Source organism: Chitinophaga fulva, from assembly GCF_012927205.1.
In the GTDB taxonomy this organism is placed as follows: domain Bacteria; phylum Bacteroidota; class Bacteroidia; order Chitinophagales; family Chitinophagaceae; genus Chitinophaga; species Chitinophaga fulva.
The window spans coordinates 379015-404884 of sequence record NZ_JABBGC010000002.1; the positions used below are offsets into that span (position 1 = coordinate 379015).

Below are 25870 nucleotides of genomic sequence, written 5' to 3' on the forward strand. Positions count from 1 at the left end.
TTTATAATTTGTTGACACCGGTAAAAACACACCAACGACATGGACAGAATCGCACAGATTAAACAAATGCTGGAAACAAGTCCGAGCGACAGTTTCCTGAAACACGCCCTGGCACTGGAGTATATTAAGTTAGACAATGACACTGCGGCCCGGCAGCTGTTTGAAGAACTGCTGGCCTATGAACCGGGATATACAGGTTCTTATTACCACCTTGGTAAACTGTTGGAACGGCAGCATGAAAAAGAAGCGGCTATCGCGGTATATGAAAAAGGAATGGCCATGGCCAAAGCAGCCAATGAAAGGCATACCTATAACGAACTGCAGTCGGCCTACGAAGAGCTGGTATATTAATTTACTCAACACACATCCATGCCGCAACACTTACTGACCAATTTTATGGCCCATATTGCCGGGCAACAGTTGTTTGACCCTTCCCAGCGTATCCTGCTGGCTGTGAGCGGTGGGGTAGACTCTGTTGTGATGGCCCACCTGTTTAAACAGGCCGGATTACCCGCGGGGATCGCCCACTGTAACTTTCAGCTGAGGGGAGATGAGTCTGTCCGCGATGAACAGTTCGTTCAGCAACTGGCCGCTTCTCTGGACCTTCCCCTGTACACCACCCGTTTTGATACCGATGCCTATACCAAAAGACATAACGTCAGCATACAGGTAGCTGCCCGCGAACTGCGCTACCAGTGGTTGGAAGAGATACGTCAGCAAGAAGGGTACAGCTATATCGCCACGGCGCATCATATGCAGGACAGTGTGGAAACCGCACTCATGAATTTCTGCAAAGGCACCGGTATTGCCGGTCTGCATGGTATCCTGCCCAAACAGGAACGGATCGTGCGCCCGCTGCTGTTTGCCGACAAGGAAGTCCTGATCGCCTATGCTGCGCTGCACCGCATCGAGTTTGTAGAAGATAGTTCAAATATAACGGACAAGTATACACGTAATTTCTTCCGCCATCAAATTATTCCCCGTATGCAGGAGGTTTTTCCGGCAGCGGTGAAGAACATGGACAACTCCGTCCAGCGGATGCGTGAAGCGGAAATGCTGTACCAGGAATCGGTGGCCAGGCACCGTAAGCGCCTGCTTTTCTGCAAAGACAATACCTTTATGGTCCCTGTTCTCAAATTGCAGAAGACAGTGCCGCTGCAGACCATCGCCTGGGAACTGTTCAAAGATTTTGGCTGTTCAGTAGCACAACTGCAACAGGTGCTGCAACTGCTTCATAGCGAATCCGGCAGGTACGTGGAAACAGCAACGCACCGTATTATCCGTAACCGCAGCTGGTTGCTGATTACGCCGGTGGCGCAGACGGACGCGCCGGTGCATGTGTTGGATGCACCACCGGCACACATCACGTATGACAACGGGCAACTGCATATCCGCCAGCAGGAGCGGGGACAGGCGTCTATACCTACGGCGCCGGAAGTGGCCTGGCTGGATGCCGCCAAAGTTAGCTTCCCGTTGATTTTACGCAGATGGAAGCAGGGCGACTATTTTTACCCGTTGGGAATGCCTAAAAAGAAAAAGATCAGCCGTTTCCTGATAGATCAGAAACTGTCGCTGCCGGAGAAAGAAAAAGTGTGGGTGATAGAATCTGCCAAAAGAATTATCTGGGTGGTAGGCATGCGCATCGATGATCGTGTTAAAATCACAACAGGTACAGAAAACATACTCGCCATAGAATTAAAAACCCGGGACTAAGCCCCGGGTTTTTTTATTGTCCGGGACTAAAGTCCCGGGTAACCATTATCTTATTGCAGGCGATGCAGGAGGAGCTGTATGAAGCGGGCGCCCAGTTCCGGATGGAAGGCCAACGGAAACAAAATCCCGAACAATGCTCCCCAGAAATGCGCATCATGGTTGATGTTGCCGCCACCTTTTCTGGACAGATAAGCAGAAAGAAACAGGAACAATACCCCGTAAAGAACTGCCGGCATCTTGATGAAAAAGAACACGCCGATCGATGTCCAGGGCTCTACCAGGATAAAGGTAAAGAGCACCGCGGAAATAGCTCCTGATGCGCCCAGCGAGGCGTAATGGGAGTTGTTGCGGTGTTTGAGAAAGGAGGGAATGTCAGACACGATAATGCCCAGCAGGTAATACACCGGATACATCAGCTTCAGGCCAAACAATGCCATAAAAACCTCTTCTACGTATGGCCCAAAGAAAAAGAGGGTCAGCATATTGAAGATAAGATGCGAATAGTCGGCATGCACAAACCCGGATGTAATGAACCGGTAATATTCGTTATGATTTTTTACCATGTATGGCTGCATGCTCAGCTTATCCAGCTGGTCATAATTGTTCAACGCGGTATAGGAAATCAGGCAGGTAACAATGATAATAATGATACTGATGGACATAAGCTCAGATGTTAGACTATAAATGTAACTATTGATGATGATATTTCTCCCGGTTTAATACTGTATAGGCACGATACAGTTGTTCGGTAAAAATAAGCCGCACCAGCTGATGCGGAAAAGTCAGCGGCGACAGGGACATTTGTAATTGCGACCGTTGAAGTACCGACTGGTCAATACCGAAAGCCCCGCCAATCAAAATGATCAGCTGTCGCGTGCCGGCATTGGTACGCTGTTGCAGGAATTCTGAAAACTGTACGGTCGTCATCATCTTGCCGCGTTCATCGAGTGCCAGCAGGTAATCGGTCGGTTGCAGCAGATCGAGGATGATTTTTGCCTCCTGTTTTTTCAGTTCAGGTACTGATAAACTGGCGGCCTGTTTTACCGTCGGAATCAGCTTGACTTCAAAATCCACATAGTGTTGTAACCTTTTTTGGAATACGGCCATGCCCTCCCGGATGTAGGGATCATGCTCCTTTCCAATGCTCCAGAGTTGAATTTTCACTTGTAATAATCATTAAACAACAGTTGTAAAAGTAAGTGTAAATCAGAAAATTGCAGAAAAAAATCCTGAAGAATTTGGTATTTTCGAAAAAAGGGCTACCTTTGCAATCCAATCACAAATAATTGGCTGCGTAGCTCAACTGAATAGAGCATCTGACTACGGATCAGAAGGTTTCAGGTTTGAATCCTGACGCGGTCACAGAAAAAAGCCACTTCATCAAGAAGTGGCTTTTTTTATACCTCCACCCACTTGTTAAGTTTTCTTTTTCGATTCCTTTATTGTTTTACATCTTCCCTGCAGGAGAAAGTATACCGGATGACCTTTCATGTTATCAATAATATGCTGCCGATGAGCTCCTGCTTTACCACGGCTGGTCCCATAGAATATTTGTGAAATAGGGACAGAAAAATTTTGGAAAGTAAAATATTGTTGTTTACTTTAGAAATATACTATCCAACAATTTGGATGGCAGCATCGAACCTTCCATCTGCCACTTTAGATATGCGCTGATAGAAGTACTGTGTAAGGCGATTTGAAATGCAGGAAAAGCCAGGATAAAGGTATACGTGTTGCCCTGTGAGTGCTAACCCACAATACACTGTTTAATGTTGCCCGATCACCACACTGCGAGAACAGCCATTCCCGTAAGTAGTGGTTGGCTTTTACAGCAGGTAAGCAGCTCAACGATGTTCATTGTTCATCTGTTGATGTTTGTCTTTCTGTTATAAGTCGAAGTGTTTTTTCCATTTATGAAATAAGCTGTCGTATGAAAACTGTAACCCGTAAAATATGTTTGGTATTTGTAGTAAGCCAACGTTATGATGTTGATTATCTGCGATGACTCCGGCAACTGTATAACCCGCCGTGTCTGGACACAGATTTAGTCATTGCCGGCAACGTTTTCCGTAAAACAAACAACAGTATATTCCACGGGGCCAATAGCCCGGTTTACAGAAACGTTTGTCCCCATTACTGTGTTGCTATTACCTCCCTGGTATTGTTTTTATTTACCCTGTAAGTGAACAGCGACGACCATCAGGTTACAACTGCCAAGACGATATTTGTTGCCCTCTAAGAATATGCCATTATGAAGCAAAAGATAATATACCATCCCTCAGTAACACAACGATTGATTTGGTTAGACCAACTCATTGCAGGAAACCCCGGCCGGTACAACATCGGAGGATACGCCCTGATAGAAGGGCCACTGTCTGTCAAACAACTGGAGGAAGCTATCAGGGAAGTATTGCGTTCGCAGGAAATTTATGCTGCCGTATTTGCAGATGATGGCAACGATTTAACCTGGTATGCAGACGATGCTGCCGCTGCCTTTTCCCTGGAAGTAATTGATTTTGCTGATGCAACAAATCCGGCTGTTGCAGCGCAGCAATGGATGGAAACTGATTTTGCTGTGCCATTCCGGATAATCCACAACGAAAATTACCTTTTCAGTATAAAAGTATTGCGGGCAGGCCCCGAACAACATTATTGTTATGCCAAACTGCATCATATCATCGCAGACGGATGGTCGTTCAAGCTACTGCTCCAGCAGATCGCGGAAGCCTATAACCAGCTGATAGCGGGTAATTCACCCGGACTGCCGGACTGCCGTTATACTGAATACATAGCCGATGATACTACTTATCATGCATCGGAACAGGCGGCGGAGGACAAACAATTCTGGCTACAGGAGCATAGCCGTAGCACTACGGAATTATGCCGGCGTATCCGCAACAATACCGGAAAGAAAGAAGCAGGGGCAGCTACCCTGACCGTTAGTGCCGCCTCCAAGCAAATACTCGAAAAGGTGGCGGCGGAACATAAAGCATCCGTCTTCCAGCTGATGCTAAGCTTGTTCCTGGTGTTTTTCCTGCGTACGAGGCAGGAAAACAATATCGCTGTAGCACTGCCGGTACTGAACCGGCCCCGGAAGATATATAAACAAACGGCAGGCGTATTTATGAACCTCATCTGCCCCGTGTTTTTGGTAGAGGGCGAGCAGACTATGGCAATGTTGCTGGGGGAGGTGAAGAAAAAAATGTCGCAATGCCTGCGACATCAGCGCTATCAATATGGCCAGCTACTCAAAGAACTGCCTTCCTACCGGCAAGGGCAGCCCGCTTACCAACTCAGGATTTCTTACGAGGACTTCGACTTTAACACAACATTAGGCAAAGCAGCTGCCTACGCTACGGCGTTGTCCAATCACCACGAAACAGAGCCGCTTTCCATCTATATCAGAGACTATCATGATCAGGGCTTTGACATCCGTTTTGTTTACAGCCCGGATTATTTTGATGAAGAGACCATCGGCGGGATGACCACCACCATATCCCGGTGGATAGACGATCTTCCACTGTTGATGAACACTATGCTGAAACAGGTACCACTGCTTACTGCGGCTGAAGAAGAACATATTTTATCGTTCTCCGCAGGACCCGCGGCTGTTTGGCCTCACCAGCATTTTAACGACATGTGGCAGAAATCAGTGACCTCGTTTCCCGACAATATTGCAGTATCATCAGCGGGACAAAGTCTGACCTACAGCGAATTGCATAGGCGGGCTTCCCTGGTAGCCGGCTCATTGCAGCAATGCCCGGATTTTTCACGGCAGGAAGTAATTGCCTTACTGCTTCCCCGTTCTGCAGATCTTCTCGCCGGTATGATAGGCTGTTTGCTGGCGGGAGTTACTTATCTGCCGATTGATGCCAGTGAACCAGTAGAAAGAATAACACTTTTGCTGGAGAGTGCCTGCTGCAGGAAGATAATAGTCTCCCGACACCTGTGGGAAGAAGCAGCGGTTGTAAAAGGAGAAGCACTGTTTTATGAAGAAATGATATCCGGTGAAACAGTAACTTCCTATCTGCCGACAGTTATTTATCCTAACGATATTGCCTATATTATTTGTACCTCCGGTTCCACTGGACAGCCTAAAGCGGTAGGGATACCCCACCGTGCCTTTATAAACTATGTCAGCCACTTCCGGCAGTTTTTCATGCTGCGATCCCATGACGTGGTATTACAGCACGCTTCTGTGGGATTTGACATATCGGTGGAAGAAATTTTCCCCGTTCTGGGCGCCGGTGGCCGTGTTCATATATTGGAGGAAAGGAGGGATATCCACCGGATCAACAGTACCATTGCCGAAGAAGGCATTACCATTGTTAGTTCTACACCGTTGATCATCAGGTTGCTGAATGAACAGCCGGTACATGGCAGCCTGCGACTGCTGATAAGCGGAGGTGATGTGCTGGAACCTGCCTATGTAAGCAGCTTTCTTGCTGCAGGTATTCCTGTGTATAACACCTACGGCCCAACGGAAAGTACTGTTTGTGTTTCTTACTACCGGATCAATCCTGGTGATGACCATTTACCGATAGGGACGCCTATATCCAATACCAGTATCTATATACTGGACCGGGAAGACCAATTGCTGCCGGTAGGCGTAGAAGGAGAAATACATATTGGCGGGGCAGGCCTTGCCGCAGGATACCTGAATAATGAGCAGGCTACAGCAGAAAAATTTATCGTTCATCCTTTTTTACCAGAGCAGCGGCTTTACCGCTCCGGCGATACCGGCAGGTATGATGCAGCTGGTTTATTGTGGTACACCGGTCGCAACGACCTTCAGCTGAAGATAAGGGGAGTACGTATAGAACCAGGGGAGGTGGAATATGCCATGCTGCAATACGAGGGGATTATGGCTGCCGTAGTACTGGCGGCGCAGGACCCTGCGCACGGAGAATATATGGCTGCTTTTGTTGTAATCCGCGGCACGACCGATGTAACTGCCATGCGCGTTTTTCTCCGGAGCCGCCTCCCGGAATACATGATACCGTTGCGCATTGTAGCGGTAGACAGTATTCTCCTTAACACACAGGGGAAACCGGATATCACTGCCCTGCGGCTGTTGTTGTGTCAAACGCTGCCTGGCACCAGCCGGGGACAGCTCATCCCACCGGAAACCCGTCACGAGAAAATACTCGCAGCAATCTGGGAACAAATATTACCTACTGTAACCTTCGGGGTAAACGACAATTTTTTTGAACTGGGAGGACACTCGTTGTCCGCCGTGACGCTGGCTGGTGAGATTGAAAACAGATTTGGAATAAGTATCAGCATCGTAGAGATATTCAGGGCACCCACCATTCGGCAGCTGGCGGAGATGATCAGTGGGCGGGAAACGAACAAATTTGAATTTATAGAGCTGGATTAGTTACTGGTAACACGGAAAAATGCGCACATCGTATGGGTATCTTTAAATTGTTTCAGTCATATTCGAGAGGGTTTCTTGTATTCCTCGTTTTTCTCAGTCTAATGAGCAGCCTGAATAATATTGGCGTATTGATTTTCGTCAACAGGGCAGTAAACAGTATGTCCGGCCAGGCAGGGCCAGACCTGCGGTCGGGTTTGTTTTATTTCGGGTTGATTATCTGTTCCTATATCGTTTCCGCCTATTTCCAGCGTTATATGGTAGACCTTACCAACGAAATTACCTATGGAGTAGAGATGTCGGTGATTGAAAAGGTAAGGGCTGCTCCCTACGAGGCTTTCGAGAAATTAGGCTATGAAAAGATTTACTCCGCAATCAGCGATGCACGGGTGTTAAGCAGGATGCCGACTGTTTTTATTAACCTGGTGAACGCTTTTGTAACATTGGTATGTACACTGATCTATCTGCTTTATACTTCCCTGCAAAGCGGCGTAGCACTGTTCTGTATGATGGTCTTGTTATTGGCCATATATGTTTACCGTGACAGGAAAATAGCGAAGGACCTTGAAAAAGTGAGGGACCTGCAGGATGTTTATTATAGCTACCTGCGGGAATTGCTGCACGGGTTCCGGCAAATCCGCATATCTGCAAAACGAAGCGATACGCTTTTTACCAGGTTTATTTATAACAATCGGGGAAAAAGCAAGTCCCTGAACGTAAAGGCATCGAGGAGCTATGCGGTGAATGAACTCTCTGGTGTTTACAGCTGGTACGTACTGTTGGGTATTATTATATTTGTACTGCCGGCATTATTGAAACTCAATGCCATGCAGGTTACCGGCTTCATTACGGCGGTATTGTTTATGATTTCCCCGCTTTCCCAGATCATCATTTTCCTTCCTTCCTACACGATGTTCAGAATAGCGCTTGACCGCATTAACAAAATTGATTCATTACTGCACGTGGATAATGCAACCAGGCCGTTCAACCCACCGGTAAGGCAATTTGAAAGTATCCGCTTCGAAAATATCGTGTATGCCTATGATCCCACCGTCACCCGTTCGTTTCAGCTGGATATAAAAGAATTGGTGATCCGGAAGGAAGAACTATTGTTCATCATCGGAGGAAATGGTAGCGGAAAAACCACCTTTATCAATCTCCTGACAGGGCTCTACAAACCACAACAGGGAAAGGTTTTTATAGACGACCATGAGGTGGCATGGGAAGACTATTGCCACTTTGTGAACAACATGGCAGTGGTATTCACCAATCAGTACCTGTTTAAGGAAAATTATGATGAACATGATCTTTCGTCTGCCAATGCGCTATTGGAAGAACTGACAACAAGGTTTAATCTGCAGGGATTGTTAAAGCCTGATTTCGTAAAAGGTACGCTCAATACCGATTTGTCGAGAGGACAACAAAAGCGGCTGGCCTTGTTGCTGGCAATGCTGGAGGATACGCCGCTGATCGTACTGGACGAATGGGCGGCGGAACAGGACACTGTCAACAAGCAGCTCTTTTATACCGAATGGCTGGAAATGATCCGTAAGATGGGCAAAGCAGTAGTGGTGGTCTCGCACGATGAGGAGTATTACCAGTGTGCCGACCGGGTCATGAAATTCAGGTCGGGTAATATTATCAACGAATGGCAGAACAACAAGGTGGCTACCTGATAGCAGCCATCCAAAACCTATCGTAAATCTCTTTTTTCACCGGAAAAATATTGCTATATGAATGGACAACAAGTATACCTCAAACCGAACATCGTTATTGAACCACTGATTGACAAATGGTACGCCTGGAGTCACCTGATATCGCCTGCTACGGCCGCCATGAATATAACGGGCCGGCATCTGAAAATCATCGACTCCTTCCTGACTGCGCCGGATGTGCATGAAGAGGCGGTAAAGAATCCTAAGCTGCTGGGCGGGCCTTTCATGGATATTCCGGGTGAGCGGGCAGCAGAAGTATTGCAGCTCAGGGAAGAAACCGTGAAGAAAAGAAAGCAGATGATCGAATTCTCTAATGCGGTGAAAGAGTTGGACCAGCTTTTGTGGAGCGAAGCGAAGGGTTTTGGGATAGAAACGTTGTACCAGAAAGTGCCTGATATCCTGAAGGGTTATGTGGAACTATTCTATGACCGCAGTGGCAATCCTTCTTTCCGTTTTTTTGAATCGCTTTTATATAACAGCCCTTTTTATGACAAGACCGCTCAAAGCCTGGCCTTGTGGGAAACGAACAATGACCATCGTCCGTTTTGCCTGAGCACTCCCCGGCTGGATGTGCCACATGTGTTGCAGTTGGATATCAGCTTTGATCATCCCGGTATTGACGCGCTGGCAAGAATGAAGAGGGAGCCGGGATCACTGGAAGAAATCACCCGGCTGCTGGGCGTGCCTAAAGAACAGGCGCCGTTGTTCCATTCCTTTTTTACCGAAACACCTCACCGGTCTTATGATAGATATACCGGTGATAAAGTCCGTATGCGTTATTTCGGTCACGCCTGTATTCTGATAGAAACAAAAGATCTCTGTATACTGGCAGACCCGCTCATCAGCTACTATGGTTATCACTCTGATGTAGAACACTTTTCTGATGCAGACCTTCCGGATGTAATCGACTATGTTATCATCACCCATAATCACCAGGACCACATCCTGTTCGAAACATTATTGCCACTCCGGCATAAGATCAAAAATATTATTGTGCCCCGTTCTAAAGAAGGCCGGTTGGAAGATCCGGACCTGAAGCTGATGTTTAACACGGTTGGCTTCCACAATATCATTGAACTGGGCGAGATGGAGACGATACAGTTTCCCGATGCCAGCATTACAGGCATACCTTTTACGGGAGAACACAGCGATATGAATATTATCTGCAAACTATGCCACCTGGTACAGATTGGGGAGTTCAGACTATTGTTCATGGCTGATTCCAGGATCATGGAACCATCTTTATACAGACATATTCAACGCCGTACAGGTGATGTGGATATTATTTTCCTTGGAATGGAGTGCGATGGTGCGCCGCTTTCCTGGCTCTATGGCCCCTTACTTACCCGTAAGGTACCCAGAGACCAGGACAACAGCAGACGGTTATCGGGATCTGATTGTGAACGTGGGATGTACCTGGTAGACATTTTCCACCCGCGGGAAGTGTATGTATATGCGATGGGGCAGGAACCATGGATTGAATTTATTACCAGTACCAAGTACACATCAGAATCCAACCCGATTGTCGAATCCGATAAGTTGGTACAGCTATGCCGGGACAGGGGCATTGTGGCGGAAAGATTGTATGGGGAAAAAGAACTGCTCTATGAGCGGGAGATGGTATTCTGATATCCTATCTGCCATACTGATACCCTGTTGTTTAAAGGCACTACCGCAAGCGTTTAGCGCCTGTGCCTATTCCGTGTTTTAAATCCCTTAAACTACCATATGCACAACGATACGATAAAGAGTCTCCTTCTTGAAGCTACGCAGCGTGGAATCACTTTTGTTATTGAAGAAGGAAAGCTGAGGATGCGGCTCATCAAAGGCAGCGAGATTGCCCCCGATCTGCTTGGTGAGATCAATAAATGGAAAAAGGAAATCAAAGCGTTTATACAGGAGAACAACCTGTTGGAAGCCCATAAAAATTATACCATATCCGTTGTGGAAGATCGCTCCGATACAGCACTGTCTTTTGCACAGGAGCGGCTTTGGTTCCTGGACCAGCTACAGGGAAGCGTACATTATCACCTGCCTTGGGTATTCCGGCTGGAAGGCCTGCTGAATGTGACTGCCCTGGAACGGGCATTCAGAGAGATAGTACGGCGGCATGAGGTACTGCGTACAGTCATTCATGACAGGGACGGAATAGGCAGACAACAGCTGTTGCCTGCTGAGGGGTGGCAGTTGCAATATGTTACCTCTGGCATACCGGACATGGCAGCGTATATCAGAGACCAGGTAATCTCGCCTTTTGATCTGTCAGCAGACTACATGCTGAAAGTCGTGTTGATGAAAAATGATACGGACCAGCATACGGTGCTGGTATTGGTACATCATATCGCATTTGATGGGTGGTCGGCGCCTGTTCTGGTATCTGAGCTGATGGCGCTGTACAGGGAATACTCTTTAAATGCCGTGTCCACTTTACCGGAGCTTCCTATACAATATACTGACTATGCTTTATGGCAACGTGAGTACCTTAACGGGCCGGAAATTGGTTCGCAGCTGGATTATTGGCGACATCAACTGAAAAACGTATCACCACTGACGTTGCCAACAGATTACCCCAGGCCTGCGGTGCAGAGCCTCCGCGGCCATACGTTGTATCACCGGCTGGACCGGTCACTGGGAGAGGCACTGCGCCAGCTTTCCGGTCTACAGGAAACCACCCTGTTCATGACCATGCTGGCCGCTTTCAAAGCGCTGCTTTACCGCTATACGGGCCAGTCTGATATTTGTGTGGGAACACCCGTGGCGGGCAGGAAACAGCCTGAACTGGGAGGATTGATCGGTTTCTTCGTTAATACGCTGGCACTGCGTACTACCGTAGCGCCGACGATGCCATTCAGTGCTTTACTGGAGGAAGTAAAACAGGTAACCCTGATGGCATATAAATCGCAGGATATACCTTTTGAAAAGGTAGTGGAAGCGTTGAGGATCGAAAGGGACATGAGCCGGACGCCTGTTTTTCAGGTGATGTTCACCTTCAACAATATATCTGCTGTTGGAAAGATTGACCTGGGAGGTGTCAGGCTCACCATGGATGAGGCGACCATCGCAGACAGTGCCAAGTTTGATTTGGAATTCATTGTTACGGAACAAGGAGAAGAGCTGTCTCTTAAAATAAATTATTGCAGTGACCTGTTTGAGGAAGACCGGGCAGCACAATTGCTAAAACATTATGAACAGTTGTTACTGTCCATCGTTGCCAATAGCCATACTGCTGTTGCGCAATTGCCTATGCTCACTGACCGTGATCAGCAACAGCTGCTGTATGGTTACAACCGGACTACCGTTGAATATCCTACCAGTGCTATGATTCCCGCGCTGATAGAGGATCAGGCCATCGCTCATCCGGACCGTATTGCGGTGGTGTTTGAAGGAGAGCGCCTCACCTACGGCATGTTGAACAGCAGGGCAAATCAGTTGGCTCACTGGCTGAAACAGCAGGGCGTGGGCCCTCTTCATCCGCTGGTAGCCATTTGTATGGACAGGTCGCCGGAAATGATGATTGGTATATTGGGTGTTTTGAAGGCCGGCGGGGCTTATGTGCCGCTTGACACTGCCTACCCTGCGGCGCGCATTAGCGATATATTACAGGATAGCGGCGTGAGCTTGTTGTTAACCCGACAATTACAGGAAGATAAGTTACAGGCTGTCACAGACGGTGTAACAATAGTGGACCTGAAGGAAAACTGGCAGAAGATCGCGCTGCTGCCGGAGACATCGCCCGATGTTGAAATAAAAGCCCATGACCTGGCTTATGTGATCTATACTTCCGGTTCCACTGGTCGGCCCAAAGGTGTGCTGACTGAGCATGGGGCTATCTTGAACAGGCTTTTATGGGCGCAGGAATATTTTAGTTTGTCAGCATCAGATACAGTATTACAGAAAACGACTTATTGTTTTGATGTATCAGTATGGGAACTATTATGGCCACTTATGACCGGGGCGCGACTGGTATTGGCGAGTGTGGAAGGACATAAGGACACTACATATCTGAAACGCGTCATTGAAGAAGAGCAAATCACCTTATTGCATTTTGTGCCTGGCATGTTACAGGTTTTCCTGGAAGATATTGTTGTCGGTGATGCTGCTTCCTTGAGCCGGGTGCTGTGTAGCGGTGAAGCCCTCTTGCCTTCCCATGTGGCATTTTTCAACGAAAAGCTGCCACATGTCGCCTTGTTTAATCTGTATGGCCCTACTGAGGCGGCTATTGACGTAACTGTCTGGAGAGCGCCGCGTTTAACAACGATCAATACCGTGCCGATTGGCCGGCCGGTATCCAATACACAGTTGTATATTCTGGATGAAGCTGGGGGCCTGGTGCCGTCAGGCGCTATCGGGGAGTTGTGCATAGGCGGTGTGCAGGTAGCGCGGGGTTATCTGAACCGGCCGGAGCTGACAGCAGAAAGGTTCATCGTCAACCCGTATGTGCCGGGTGATCGTTTGTATCGTACTGGTGATCTGGCACGCTGGCTGCCAGACGGTAATATAGATTACCTGGGGCGTCATGATGACCAGGTAAAGGTGCGTGGTTTCCGGGTAGAGCTGGGAGAGGTAGAGAGTGTGTTGCTGCGCTGTGAAGGCGTAAAACAAGCAGCAGTGACCGCGCGCGAAGATGGCAGCGGTTCCCGGATACTGGTGGGGTATATTGTGCCGGAAGAGGATTTCGACCGGACAACGATACAGACATGGTTGTCGGGCCAGCTGCCTGAATACATGGTACCTGCCATCTTGCTGCCACTGGAACAGCTGCCGGTAACCTCCAATGGCAAGATAGACCGCAGAGCATTGCCGGATGTAGATTTCAGCGGGCTTACAGCGAAGCGTTATGTGGCGCCTTCCGGATTGCTGGAAGAACAGCTGGCAGAGATCTGGCAGGGGCTCCTGTACTTACCGCGTGTAGGCGTTACCGATAATTTCTTTGAATTGGGTGGCCACTCGTTACTGATAACACGGCTGGCTTCTGCAATCCGTCGCCGGATGGGCCTTGAGGCAGGCATCCGGGACCTTTTCCGGTATGTGACGATATCCTCACAGGCATCGTTTCTGTCTGCACAGGACTCAGGGGCCTTAGTGCCGGTCATTGCCCGTCGTACTGGCGTAGGTGCGACACCGTTATCTTTCGCGCAGGAACGATTATGGTTTATCGACAAACTGCAGGGTAGCCTGCAATATCATATGCCCTGGGTATTCCGGTTGGATGGTGATCTGGACATCGCAGCATTGACGGCAGCCTTCCGTGCCATACTGGAGCGGCACGAAGTACTTCGCAGTGTTATCCGTGAAGAAGATGGCGTAGGTTACCAGGAAGTACAACCAGTTGCCACATGGTCGGCTGAATATGTGCATGAATCTGATTTGCTAAGGGAAGGTAGCGGTACTGCGCATTATTTGTCAACTGTCATCAGTCATCCGTATGATCTGTCATCAGATATAATGCTGCGGGTGCATATCATCGCGCACCATGAAAGCTCCCATACACTGCTGGTGATGCTGCACCACGTTGCCTTTGATGGCTGGTCAGTGTCTGTGCTGGTACGGGAACTGGCGGCATCGTACCGCAGTTTCCGTACCGGCACAGCGCTGGTGTTACCTGCGCCCGTATTGCAATATGCTGACTATGCAGCGTGGCAGCGGAATTATCTTTCCGGAGCCGTGCTGGCATCTAAATTATTGTATTGGCAGCAGCAACTGTCAGGTGTGGCGGTGCTGGACTTGCCGCTGGACTATGGACGTCCGCCGCAGCAGAGCACCCGTGGCGGGGAAGCCCGGTTGGCGCTGGACACGAAGCTATACGAAGGCTTGCAGGCGCTGAGCCTGGAAGAGGATGTAACCCTGTATATGACATTGCTGGCGACCTTCAAGGTTTTGTTGTACCGTTATAGCGGCCAGGAAGATATTTGTGTAGGCACACCGGTGGCCGGTCGCCAGCATGAAGAGCTGGAAGCACTGATCGGCTTTTTTGTGAACACGCTGGCATTACGCAGCCAGGTGCAGGGATCGGCCGGTTTCCGAACGCTGCTGGCAGCAGTACGCTCCACCACTTTGGCGGCCTATGAGCACCAGGACGTACCGTTTGAAAAAGTCGTAGAGTCGTTGGGGTTAGCACGTGATATGAGCCGCAGCTCAATTTTTCAGGTGATGTTCACGCTGGAGAACGTGCCGGATGCCGGAGAGCCCGACCTGGGCGATGTTACTCTGACGGCGGTACCGGCCGCCATTTTACCGGTGAAATTTGATATAGAACTGAATGTGCGCGCAGGCAAGGACGGCCTGCAACTGCACGTATTGTATAATCGCGATCTGTTCCGGCAGGACAGCATGGAACGGATGCTGGGACATTACGCTACGTTGCTGGAGAGCATTCTGGTTAATCGCAACCAGAGGGTCGATCAGCTGCCGATGCTCAAAACAGCGGAACGGGAAACCCTGTTGCATGCGTTTAATGATCATCCGGCATCATGGAATATACTGCCTGATGATACCCTGCATGCCTTGTTTGCACAGCAGGCGGCGGCTGCACCGTTGTCGGCCGCTGTGAAGTATGGAGAAACAGTACTGCGTTACCAGGAACTGGACGAACGCAGTAACCAGCTGGCGCATTACCTGCGTAGCCTGGGAGCGGCCCGGGGCACGCTGATACCGCTGTGCGCGGAGCGTTCTGTTGAGATGATGATCGGCATACTGGGCATTCTGAAAGCCGGCGGCGCCTATGTGCCGATAGATCCGGAGTATCCGGCTGACCGTATCAGCCATATGTTGACAGATACACAGGCGCCGTTGCTGGTACGTTACGGTGCCACTTTACCGGTAACGGATTACAAAGGTACCGTTGTAGACCTGTCTGCCGACAGCGATGCTATCAGCCGCATGCCACTTACTGCTCCTGTCGCTGTGAACAGCGCTGAGGATCTGGCCTATGTCATTTACACCTCCGGCTCCACCGGACGCCCCAAAGGGGTGATGGTGGAGCATCAGAGTGTACTGAACCTGTTGGAGTCCGGGAAGAAATTATTCCACTTCAACAATGGTGATGTATGGACTGTTTTTCACTCGTTTTGTTTTGATTTTTCAGTATGGGAGATATTCGGGCCACTTTGCACCGGCGGTAAACTAGTGCTGCCAGACAAGGAAACGGTGATGGATAGTCATGCCTTTGCCGGTCTGTTGGAGCTGGAAGGTGTAACCGTGCTGAATCAGACACCATCAGCTTTTTACGTTCTGCAGGAATATCTGTTGGAGCGGGCAAAATCATTGGATCTGCGTTTTGTCATCTTTGGCGGAGAAGCCTTACACCTGCCTGCGTTGAGAGAATGGTCGGTGCTTTATCCGGCATGTACACTGGTAAATATGTACGGTATCACTGAAATCACCGTGCATGCCACTTTTAAGAAAATAACAGCAGCTGACATAGATGAAAAGGTCAGCAACATCGGAGCCGCTATTCCCTCCCTGAAGGTTTATGTGTTGGACCATCACCTGCAACCGCTACCAGCGGGTATTGCCGGGGAAATGTTTGTCAGCGGCCGGGGTGTGGCAAGGGGATATCTGAATAACGAAACGTTGACAGCCGAAAGGTTTATTCCCAGTCCTTTTGAATCCGGTGAACGGTTGTATCGGTCAGGAGATATTGTCCGGTGGCTGCCGGATGGAGAGATGATCTATCTCGGCCGGCGCGACGATCAGGTCAAAATCCGGGGCTACAGGATAGAGTTGAATGAAGTGAAAGGCGCCCTGGAGAATACGCCTGGCGTGAAACAGGCGGTGGTAACGGTAACGAATGACAGCGTTGGTAGCACTCAGCTGGTGGCTTATATCGTGCCCTCCGGAGATGTCAGCAAAAGAGAGGTGATGGAGTACCTGGCTGTACTGCTGCCAGAATACATGCTGCCTTCATTTATGATGATGGTCGACAGTATTCCATTGACGACCAATGGAAAGGTGGACAAGAAACGTCTGCCGCCCGTTGTGGCTCTTCCGGGCGAAAAACAATATGTGCCGGCTGCCACGCTGCTCCAACAACAGTTGGAGAGCATATGGAGAAAAATATTGGGGGTAGAAAAAATCGGCATCCTGGATAATTTCTTTGAGCTGGGCGGGCATTCGTTGCTGGTGACGAGGATGGTGTCTGTTATCCGCAAGAAGTTGGGAACGGAAGTTAGCGTGCGGGATATATTCGTATATCCTACCATACAGGGACTGGCAGAACATATTCAGGAGCAACAGGGCAAAGACCTGTTGCCGGCTGTTACTCCTGCAGCAAGGACCGGCAGGTTGCCGCTGGCATTTGCGCAGGAACGGCTTTGGTTTATTGACAAATTACAGGGCAGTACACAATACCATATGTCATGGGTATTCCGGCTCACTGGTAAGCCAGGAAGAGATGCCATTACCGCCTCTTTCCGGGATATTATCCGCCGTCATGAGGTGATACGCACCCTGATCCGTGAAGATGAAAAAGGCGCTTACCAACAGATCACCGATGAACACGCCTGGGAACTGAAATACACAGATAGTCCTGCGTTGTCGGAACAGGTGTTGTTGCATGCCTATCTGCAAAAGCAGATAGCGATACCTTTCGATCTCTCTGCTGACTATACCTTGCGGGCTGAGTTGATCAGGCTGGATGATACTACACATGTGTTGCTGGTTGTCATGCACCATATTGCCTCCGACGGTTGGTCGCTGCCGGTATTGCTGCATGAAATGACGATACTGTACAACAGTCATGTGCTGCAGTTGATGCCACAGTTGCCAGCCTTGCCGATACAATATGCAGATTATGCCTTGTGGCAACGTAACTACCTCGATGGTCCTGTGTTGAACAAACAGTTGGCTTACTGGAAAGAAAAGCTGAGTGGCGTGGAACCGCTGAAAGTCCCTACAGATTACCCAAGACCGCAGGTACAAAGCACCCGTGGTCATGCGATATATGATGACCTGGACACCGAAATAACGGACCAGTTGCGCAGGCTGTCGCAGGAGGAGGGCGCCACCCTGTTTATGACCTTGTTGTCTGCATTCAAAATATTATTGTATCACTACACCGGCCAGGAGAATATTTGTGTAGGTAGTCCTATTGCCGGCCGCAAACAGCAGGAGACAGAAGCGCTGATCGGGTTTTTTGTCAATACGTTGGCGCTCCGCAGCGAAGTGAAAGCTACCAGTACTTTCCGGGAATTACTACAGCATATAAGGCATGTAGCACTGGAAGCCTATGAACACCAGGACGCTCCTTTTGAGAAAGTAGTGGAAGCTATCGTAGGAAAGCGCGAACTGGATGCTAATCCGTTGTTCCATATCGTGTTTGCCCTGCATAATACACCTGCCTTGCCGAAGCCGGTGTTGGACGGTTTACAGCTGTCAGATGAGCTGCTGGAAGATCAGACATCGATTTTTGATATGCTGTTTGAACTGCGGGAAACGCCGCACGGTATGTCGCTTAAGCTGCAATACTGTACAGACCTGTTTGACGAACAGACTATGCGGGGGTACATCCGTCATTACCGGCAGATACTCACGATACTTTTAGCCAACCCGGACCGTATCATAGCAGATATGGAGTTGACCACGCCGGAAGAACGCACAACATTGCTCACATTGTTTAACCGTCAGCCGGCAATATCTTTGGAAGATGTTACAGTGGTCTCCTGTTTTGAGGAACAGGTAAACATGACACCAGACAGGATTGCCGTTGTCTTTGAAGGAGCGAGTTTAACCTACCGGGAATTGAATGAGAAAGCTAATCAGCTGGCAGCTTTCCTGCGGCAGAAAGGGATACGGGCAGACATGCCGGTGCCGCTCCTGATGCATCGCTCAACCTCGCTTATCCTCAGCATATTAGGCATATTAAAGGCGGGAGGGGCTTATGTGCCCCTTGACCCCGACTATCCGGGAGAACGCATCGCATTTATGCTGAAGGATACCGCTGCTACTGTTTTTCTGACAGACGCTGGTTACCACCTATCGCCGGAGATGGGATTGCAGGAGATAGCTGTGATTGATATCAATGAGCAATGGCCTGTTATAGCGAAGGGCGGGAGGGAGAACCCCAAACGGATCAACAAAGGCGCGGACCTGGGTTACATCATGTACACTTCCGGTTCCACAGGCCATCCTAAGGGGGTACTGGTCACGCATACGAATATTGTCAGCCTGGCAAAAGATACGGGCTTTGCAGCGTTAAGCCAGGAAGACGTGCTGTTGTCCACCGGTTCACCGTCTTTTGATGCTACTACTTTTGAATATTGGGGAATATTGTTGAACGGAGGACAGCTGGTAATGTGTTCACGGGGCACCCTGCTCACCAATGAATTACTGAAAGCAGCCATCATTAGCCATAAAGTCACCAAAATGTGGTTTACAGCCAGCTGGTTCAATCAGCTGGTGGAATGGGATATACAGCTTTTCAGTCCCCTGAAGGTCATATTGGTGGGAGGTGAAAAACTATCTGCGGAACATGTCAGGAAAGTGCTGAAGGCTTTTCCGCATATATATATTGTGAACGGTTACGGCCCTACGGAGAATACCACTTTTTCCCTTACTCATCTGTTGAAAGAAGAAGACGGGGCGATGATCCCAATAGGAAGGCCTTTGCAGGACCGTACCGCTTATGTGTTGAACCCGCACCAGCGGTTGAACCCTATCGGTGTGCCGGGAGAGCTGTATGTAGGGGGAGCCGGCGTGGCCCGCGGGTATCTCAACCAGCCGGAGTTGACGGCGGAGCGATTCGTTGCAGACCCTTTCCTGGAAATTCCCGGAGCACGCCTGTATCGCACCGGCGACCTGGTGAAATGGTTGCCGGATGGTAATATCGCTTATCTCGGCCGCATGGATAAACAGGTAAAGATCCGCGGATATCGTGTAGAACCGGGAGAAGTAGAGAACGCCCTGAACAGCTACGTTGGTATCGGAAACAGTTGCGTGGTGGTGAAGCAGGATGGATTGGGGATGAACCGGCTTTGCGGATATTATGTTCCCGGGCGGCAGTTGCTTCGTCAGCTGGAACAATCGCTTTATCATCAGCATGTAAGCACCTGGCAGGAACTATATGAAACAGAGTACGGTAAAACCGAAGCGGCTCCTGTGGCAGATGAAGAATTTAATATTATAGGCTGGAACGACAGTTTTACCGGCCTCCCGATACCGGCAGTGCAGATGCGGGAATGGCTGGATGATATCGTTGACACGATCATGTCCTGCCGTCCGGAAAGGATGTTGGAAATCGGCAGTGGTACAGGGTTGATCTATTATGCTTTGTCTGACCACATTCGTCATTATACCGGAACAGACTTTTCTGCTTCCTCCATCCGCCAGATGCAAAGCAGAATAGCACAGCGCGAGCGGGCTTACTGTCCCACGGTGTTACATCAGTGCGCAGCACATGAAGTAAAAAACCTGGCTATCGATGATACTGACACAATTGTGTTGAACTCTATCGTGCAATATTTTCCGGGAGAAGATTACCTGACGGAAGTGATAGCATCCTGTGTGTCATTGCTGAATGGAAAAGGACGTATTATTATCGGGGATGTGCGTGACAATCGGCTGCTGAAACTCTTTAAGGGAAGGCTGCTGTTGGATAAGGTCGCCGTCAGCGTACCGAAGCAGCAGTTTCAATGGAGCCTCGAACAGGAGGTGGTACAGGAAGAAGAGCTGTGCCTCTCACCGGATTATTTTTATAGCCTGCAGGAAAAGTTCCCTGCTGTTACGCATGTGGACGTGCAATATAAAAAGGGCGGCTATCTTAATGAATTGAATTTATACCGCTATACCGTAGTGCTGCATGTAGGTGCAACGCCTGTACTGTTGCAGCCTGAATGGGTGGAGAGGAGTGTGGAAACAGGCACATCCCGCTTCCTTTCCTTGTTGCAAAACGGTGCGGCACTCATCGGCCTGCGTAATGTGCCTAATCCCCGCCTGGGTGCAGAACGGCTGCTGTCGGCAGGTTTGGACGATGCTACAGTAGATACGGCTGGTATGCTGCGCAACGGTATGACTGCTGAAGACAGCACGGGCGTGGCCATACAAGCATTGATTACAACGGGTAGACAGCACGGATATCAATGCAGCTTTCTGCCTGCGGAAGATCCGTTGAAACTGAACTTAGCATTTTCCTCCAGCGCAACGGGACCATTTTTTACACGGGTATATGACAGCTACCCGGTGGTGGAACAGAGTAACATTCCCTTATACAAGGATGTGATACAGTCCCTTCAACAGCAACTTCGTACCTATCTTCAGGGTATACTGCCAGCGTACATGGTCCCCGGAGAGCTGGTGTCATTGCCCCGTCTGCCATTGACCAGTAATGGTAAAACGGACCGCTGGCTGTTGCAGGAGTACGAAGAAGGCCGGCCATCAGGCAGACCGGATAGTTACCAGCTCCCTGAAACTGAGCAGGAGATCCGTATCGCAGCTATCTGGCAGGAATTGCTGGGATTAAGCCGTATAGGCGTTCACGATAATTTTTTCGAGATCGGTGGCCACTCCCTGTTGGCAACGAGGATCGTTTCTGCTATCAGAAAGCAGCTGGGAATAGAAATAAAAGTGAAGGAGATGTTTGCGCATCCTACTATTTCCCGACTGGCGGCATCTCTGGAAAACCTGCGTCAGCAGCCGGTGTTGCCACCTATTACGCCCCAGCGCTATGAAGGAGAAATACCTTTATCCTTCGCCCAGGAACGCCTTTGGTTCATCGATAAATTACAGGGCAGTGTACAATATCACATGCCATGGATATTCCGCCTGAAAGGTACTCCCGACATGGCTGCGCTGGAGTATGCCTTCCGCAATATTGTCCGGAGGCACCAGGTATTGCGCGCTGTATTGAAACAGGGAGAAAATGGCCCTTACCAGGAGATAATGGACGAAACAGACTGGCGGCTGTCTTTCCGCTACATGCCTGAACTGGCTGATGCCACCGCTTTTGATCAGTATGCCGGTGCGTGGTTTAATCAGCCGTTTGACCTCTCCGCCGATTATATGCTGCGGGCAACATTGTTGCAGTTGGAAGAACAGGAGTATATGCTCCTGGTATTGTTTCATCATATAGCGTTTGACGGATGGTCTGTATCCGTTATGGTGAGAGAAATGACGACACTTTACCTGGCCTTCCGGGAAGGACGTACCGTTGAATTGCCGGAACCGGAGATACAATATACGGACTACGCCATCTGGCAACACCGCTATCTGAAGGGTGCTGTGCTCGATGAACAATTGGCATATTGGAAAATGCGGCTGCAGGACGTCAGGCCGTTGTATCTGCCAACAGACTATCCGCGCACGGCCATACAAAGTACACATGGCGCAACGGTTTATTGTTACCTGGACCCGGCGTTGACAACGCAGCTCCGGCAGGTGTCGAAAGCGGAAGGCGCCACCCTGTTTATGCTGATGACAGCCATATTCAAAGTGTTGCTTTTCCGTTATACGGGTCAGGAAGATATTTGTATTGGGGCCGCGATTGCTAATCGTACGCAAAAGGAAACAGAGGCCCTGATAGGATTTTTTGTGAATGCCCTGGCACTGCGGAGCCAGGTATCCGGAAAAAGCAGTTTCCGTGAATACTTGCAACAGGTTAAACAGCTTACCCTGGAAAGCTATACCCATCAGGATATTCCATTTGAAAAAGTGATAGAGGCGGTGGTAGGAAAACGGGAGGTCGTGGGTAATCCATTGATACAGGTAATGTTTGTTTTGCAAAATACTCCCGACATACCACAGTTCGATCTGGGTGATGTGCAGCTGACGGGAGAGCTGCCCCGTAACCTCACTTCTAAATTCGATCTTACCTACGACTTACGCGAGAAAGAGGAGGGGATTGAGTTCCGGATAGAATACTGCGATGAACTGTTTACACACGAAACGATTATGCAGCAGTTCAGGCACTATGAGCAGCTGATGCGTTCGATCGTGGAGAATGTGGACACGCCGGTAGGACTGCTCCGTATGCTCAGCTGGCAGGAAGAAAAAATGTTGCTGTCAGATTACAACGATACCCGGGTTGTTTTTCCGCAGAAAACGGTGGTGGACCTGTTTAGGGAGCAGGCCGGCCTTACAGCGGAAAACCCGGCAATCATCTCTGGTGATGAAACATGGACTTACAGCAGGTTGAACGAGGAAACCGACAAGATCGCCGGTCTGTTACGTCAACAAGGTGCCGGGCCGGAACAATTGATAGCCGTTTGTCTCGATAGTTCTCCGAATATGATAGCTGCTATATTGGGAGTGTTGAAAGCTGGTAGTGCCTATCTGCCATTGGACCCCGGTTATCCTGATGAACGGATCACTTTTATGCTGGAGGATGCGGCCATACAACTGGTGATCACTGAAAGCAAATATCTTTCTCTCTTTGAACAACGGCAACTGGTGGCGATAAACATAGATATACGCCATGAACCGGTTGCAGCAATGGTTGATATAGATCCGCAACCGGAACAGCTGGCATACGTTATTTACACCTCAGGTTCCACGGGCACGCCTAAAGGAGTGATGATCACCCACAGGAATCTGTCCAATTATCTGTTGAGCGTACGAGATCGCTACATCAGTGACAACAAGTGCGCTAGCGGCACATTGTTTCATCTGCCGGCTACCTTCGATGCATCGCTCACCAGCTTGTTTGTACCGCTGATAACAGGACGTTCCATTGTGCCTGCAGGTGGTGATCCGTTGACGGTATTCCGCTCGCCTGCTTTCACTGACGCTGCACCTTTTGATTTCATTAAACTGACGCCTTCCCATTTACCGCTGCTTCAGGATGCACTGGAAGCTCAGGGGGGACTGTCATGCGCATCGCGGCTGGTATTGGGAGGTGAAGCGCTTCAGTGGTCGCATGTCCGGTATTTGCTGGACCGAAAAGAGGACCTGGAAATTGTTAACGAGTATGGGCCTACGGAGACGACTGTTGGTTGTTGCGTGTATACTTTCCGCACCAGCAAAGAAATATCTGATACCGGTCAGGGTATTCCCATCGGCCGGCAGCTGGCGAACGTAACCTTGTATATTTTATCTGAAGATATGATGCCGGTGCCAACAGGTGTGCCGGGAGAGTTGTATATAGGCGGAGCAGGAGTCGCCCGTGGGTATCTCAACAGACCGGAGCTGACGGCCGCGCGGTTTATCCCGGATCCCTTCGGTGAAGATCAGGAGGCTCGCTTATATCGCACCGGCGACCTCGTAAAATGGCTGCCGGATGGAAATATCGCTTATCTCGGTCGTATAGACGACCAGGTGAAGGTCCGCGGCTACCGGATAGAACCCGGGGAAGTGGAAAATGTCCTGAACGCATATGAAGGAATGAATGGAAGCGCTGTGGTGGTGAAGCAGGATGGGACGGGTACGAACCGGCTTTGCGGGTACTATGTTCCGGGCCGGCAATTGTTGCGTCAGCAGGAGCAGGCGCTTTATCATCAGCATGTAAATACCTGGCGGGAATTGTATGAAACCGCCTATGGTAAAACAGAAGAGACGCCTGTGGAAGATGAGGAATTTAATATTGTAGGATGGAACGATAGTTTTACCGGTCGTATGATACCGGAAGAACAAATGCGGGAATGGCTGGAGGACATTGTTGCAGTGATCATGGCCTGCCGTCCGCAAAATGTGCTGGAAATAGGTTGTGGGATGGGCCTGATCTACTACGCATTGTCCGGCCGGATCACCCATTATACCGGAACGGATTTTTCCGGTTCTTCCATCCGCCAGATACAACGCAGGATAGCGCAACAGGAACGTGCCTATTGTCCTACCACTTTGCATCAGTGCCCTGCGCATGAGGTATGTAACGTCGTTTCCGGTAACGTGGATACAGTCGTGATCAACTCGGTGATACAGTATTTTCCGGGAGAAGATTATCTCGGGGAGGTAATTGCCTCTTGTATCCCGATGCTGAATGGCCAGGGCCGTATTGTTATCGGTGATGTGCGCGATAACAGGCTGCAGTCGTTCTTTAAAGGCAGACTGCTGTTGGACAAGGTGACGGATAGTATGTCTAAACGACGTTTCCAATGGAACCTGGAACAGGAGGTGATACAGGAAGAGGAACTGTGCCTGTCGCCGGATTATTTCTACGGCCTGCAGGAAAAATTCCCGGCGATTACCCATGTGGACATACAATACAAACAAGGCCGTTACCTCAATGAACTGACTTTGTACCGTTATACCGTTGTATTGCATGTAGGGCCGACAGTGACCTTATTGACACCGGAGTGGCAGCAGTGGAGCGGTGTTGCGGACAAGTCCCGCATATTATCGATGTTGTATAGTGGTGCTGAAACCATCGGCTTGCGCCAGGTGCCCAATCCACGTCTCGGAACGGAGCGTATGCTGTCGGTGGCTTTGGAAGACACGACAACAGATACTATTAGTATGCTGCGCCATCAAATGATGGGGGAAGATACGGAGGGTGCCGTGATAATGGAGTTGATGAGGATAGCCCATCTGGAAGGATATTATTGTTATCAGTCGCCGGCGGAAGATCCGTTGAAGATGAACCTGGTGTTTTCTTCAACCGCTGCAGGACCGTTCATTGCACCGGCCTATGACGGCTATCCGGCAACGGAACGCAGTAATATACCCTTGTACAAGGATATTGTGCGGTCCCTGCAACAGGTACTGCGTACTTATCTGCACATGATATTACCGGAGTATATGGTCCCGGGAGAACTAACAGCGCTGCCCCGGCTACCGTTGACAAGTAATGGCAAGACGGATCGCCGGTTATTACAGGAGAACGAAGAAGGAAGCCAGACAAGCCACTCGGGCAACTATCAGGCACCAGCAACTGATATGGAACTGAAATTGGCAGCTATATGGCAGGAGTTGCTGGGAATAAACCGTATAGGCGTTCACGATAGTTTCTTTGAAATCGGCGGTCATTCGCTGCTGGCGGTGAGAATGGTGGCGGCCATACGGAAACAGTTGCAGCTGGAAGTGGATATCCAGACGTTGTTTGTCCATACCACTATTAGTTCATTGTCAAAAGCGATGATAGGAGTGGACGGGAAGCCGCTGATGCCTGACATCACGCGCCGGACAGATACGGGAGCGCCGG

Annotated in this window: 7 protein-coding genes, 1 tRNA gene and 1 pseudogene; 7 read left to right on the forward strand and 2 right to left on the reverse strand. The window is 49.6% G+C overall.

The genetic code is table 11. The features are described 5' to 3' along the window. Positions 1-39 precede the first annotated feature (39 nt). Entirely contained in the window at positions 40-351 is a 312-nt protein-coding gene (locus HHL17_RS18145; RefSeq protein WP_169226237.1) for a hypothetical protein, read from the forward strand. Between the two features lie 18 nt (positions 352-369). After that, complete coding sequence (gene tilS / locus HHL17_RS18150) at positions 370-1713, forward strand: tRNA lysidine(34) synthetase TilS (protein WP_240975904.1); 1344 nt, start codon at positions 370-372, stop codon at positions 1711-1713. 50 nt (positions 1714-1763) lie between these two features. Here tilS and HHL17_RS18155 read toward each other — a convergent pair whose 3' ends face one another. Together HHL17_RS18155 and HHL17_RS18160 are read right to left on the reverse strand one after the other, a co-directional pair. Beyond that, entirely contained in the window at positions 1764-2375 is a 612-nt protein-coding gene (locus HHL17_RS18155) for a rhomboid family intramembrane serine protease (protein ID WP_169226238.1), read from the reverse strand. A 28-nt stretch (positions 2376-2403) separates the two neighbouring features. Beyond that, on the reverse strand, positions 2404-2877 hold the full coding sequence (locus tag HHL17_RS18160) for a 23S rRNA (pseudouridine(1915)-N(3))-methyltransferase RlmH (protein WP_168874379.1): 474 nt from the start codon (positions 2875-2877) through the stop codon (positions 2404-2406). Between the two features lie 124 nt (positions 2878-3001). Between HHL17_RS18160 and HHL17_RS18165 the strand changes: the two genes are divergently transcribed. The 5 genes and pseudogenes from HHL17_RS18165 to HHL17_RS34035 form a co-directional block, all read left to right on the forward strand. Further along, a tRNA-Arg gene (locus HHL17_RS18165) sits at positions 3002-3075 on the forward strand. Between the two features lie 889 nt (positions 3076-3964). Beyond that, positions 3965-7093 (forward strand): non-ribosomal peptide synthetase, encoded by a 3129-nt coding sequence (locus HHL17_RS18170; RefSeq protein ID WP_169226239.1) that lies wholly within the window; start codon positions 3965-3967, stop codon positions 7091-7093. A gap of 32 nt (positions 7094-7125) precedes the next feature. Continuing rightward, positions 7126-8766, forward strand: a complete 1641-nt coding sequence (locus tag HHL17_RS18175; RefSeq protein WP_394353275.1) for an ATP-binding cassette domain-containing protein — start codon at positions 7126-7128, stop codon at positions 8764-8766. A gap of 57 nt (positions 8767-8823) precedes the next feature. Beyond that, a complete protein-coding gene (locus HHL17_RS18180) occupies positions 8824-10434 on the forward strand; it encodes an MBL fold metallo-hydrolase (RefSeq protein WP_169226241.1) in 1611 nt (536 codons plus the stop codon). 183 nt (positions 10435-10617) lie between these two features. Beyond that, positions 10618-25821, forward strand: a pseudogene (locus tag HHL17_RS34035) (amino acid adenylation domain-containing protein); the annotation flags it as partial. Positions 25822-25870 lie beyond the last annotated feature (49 nt).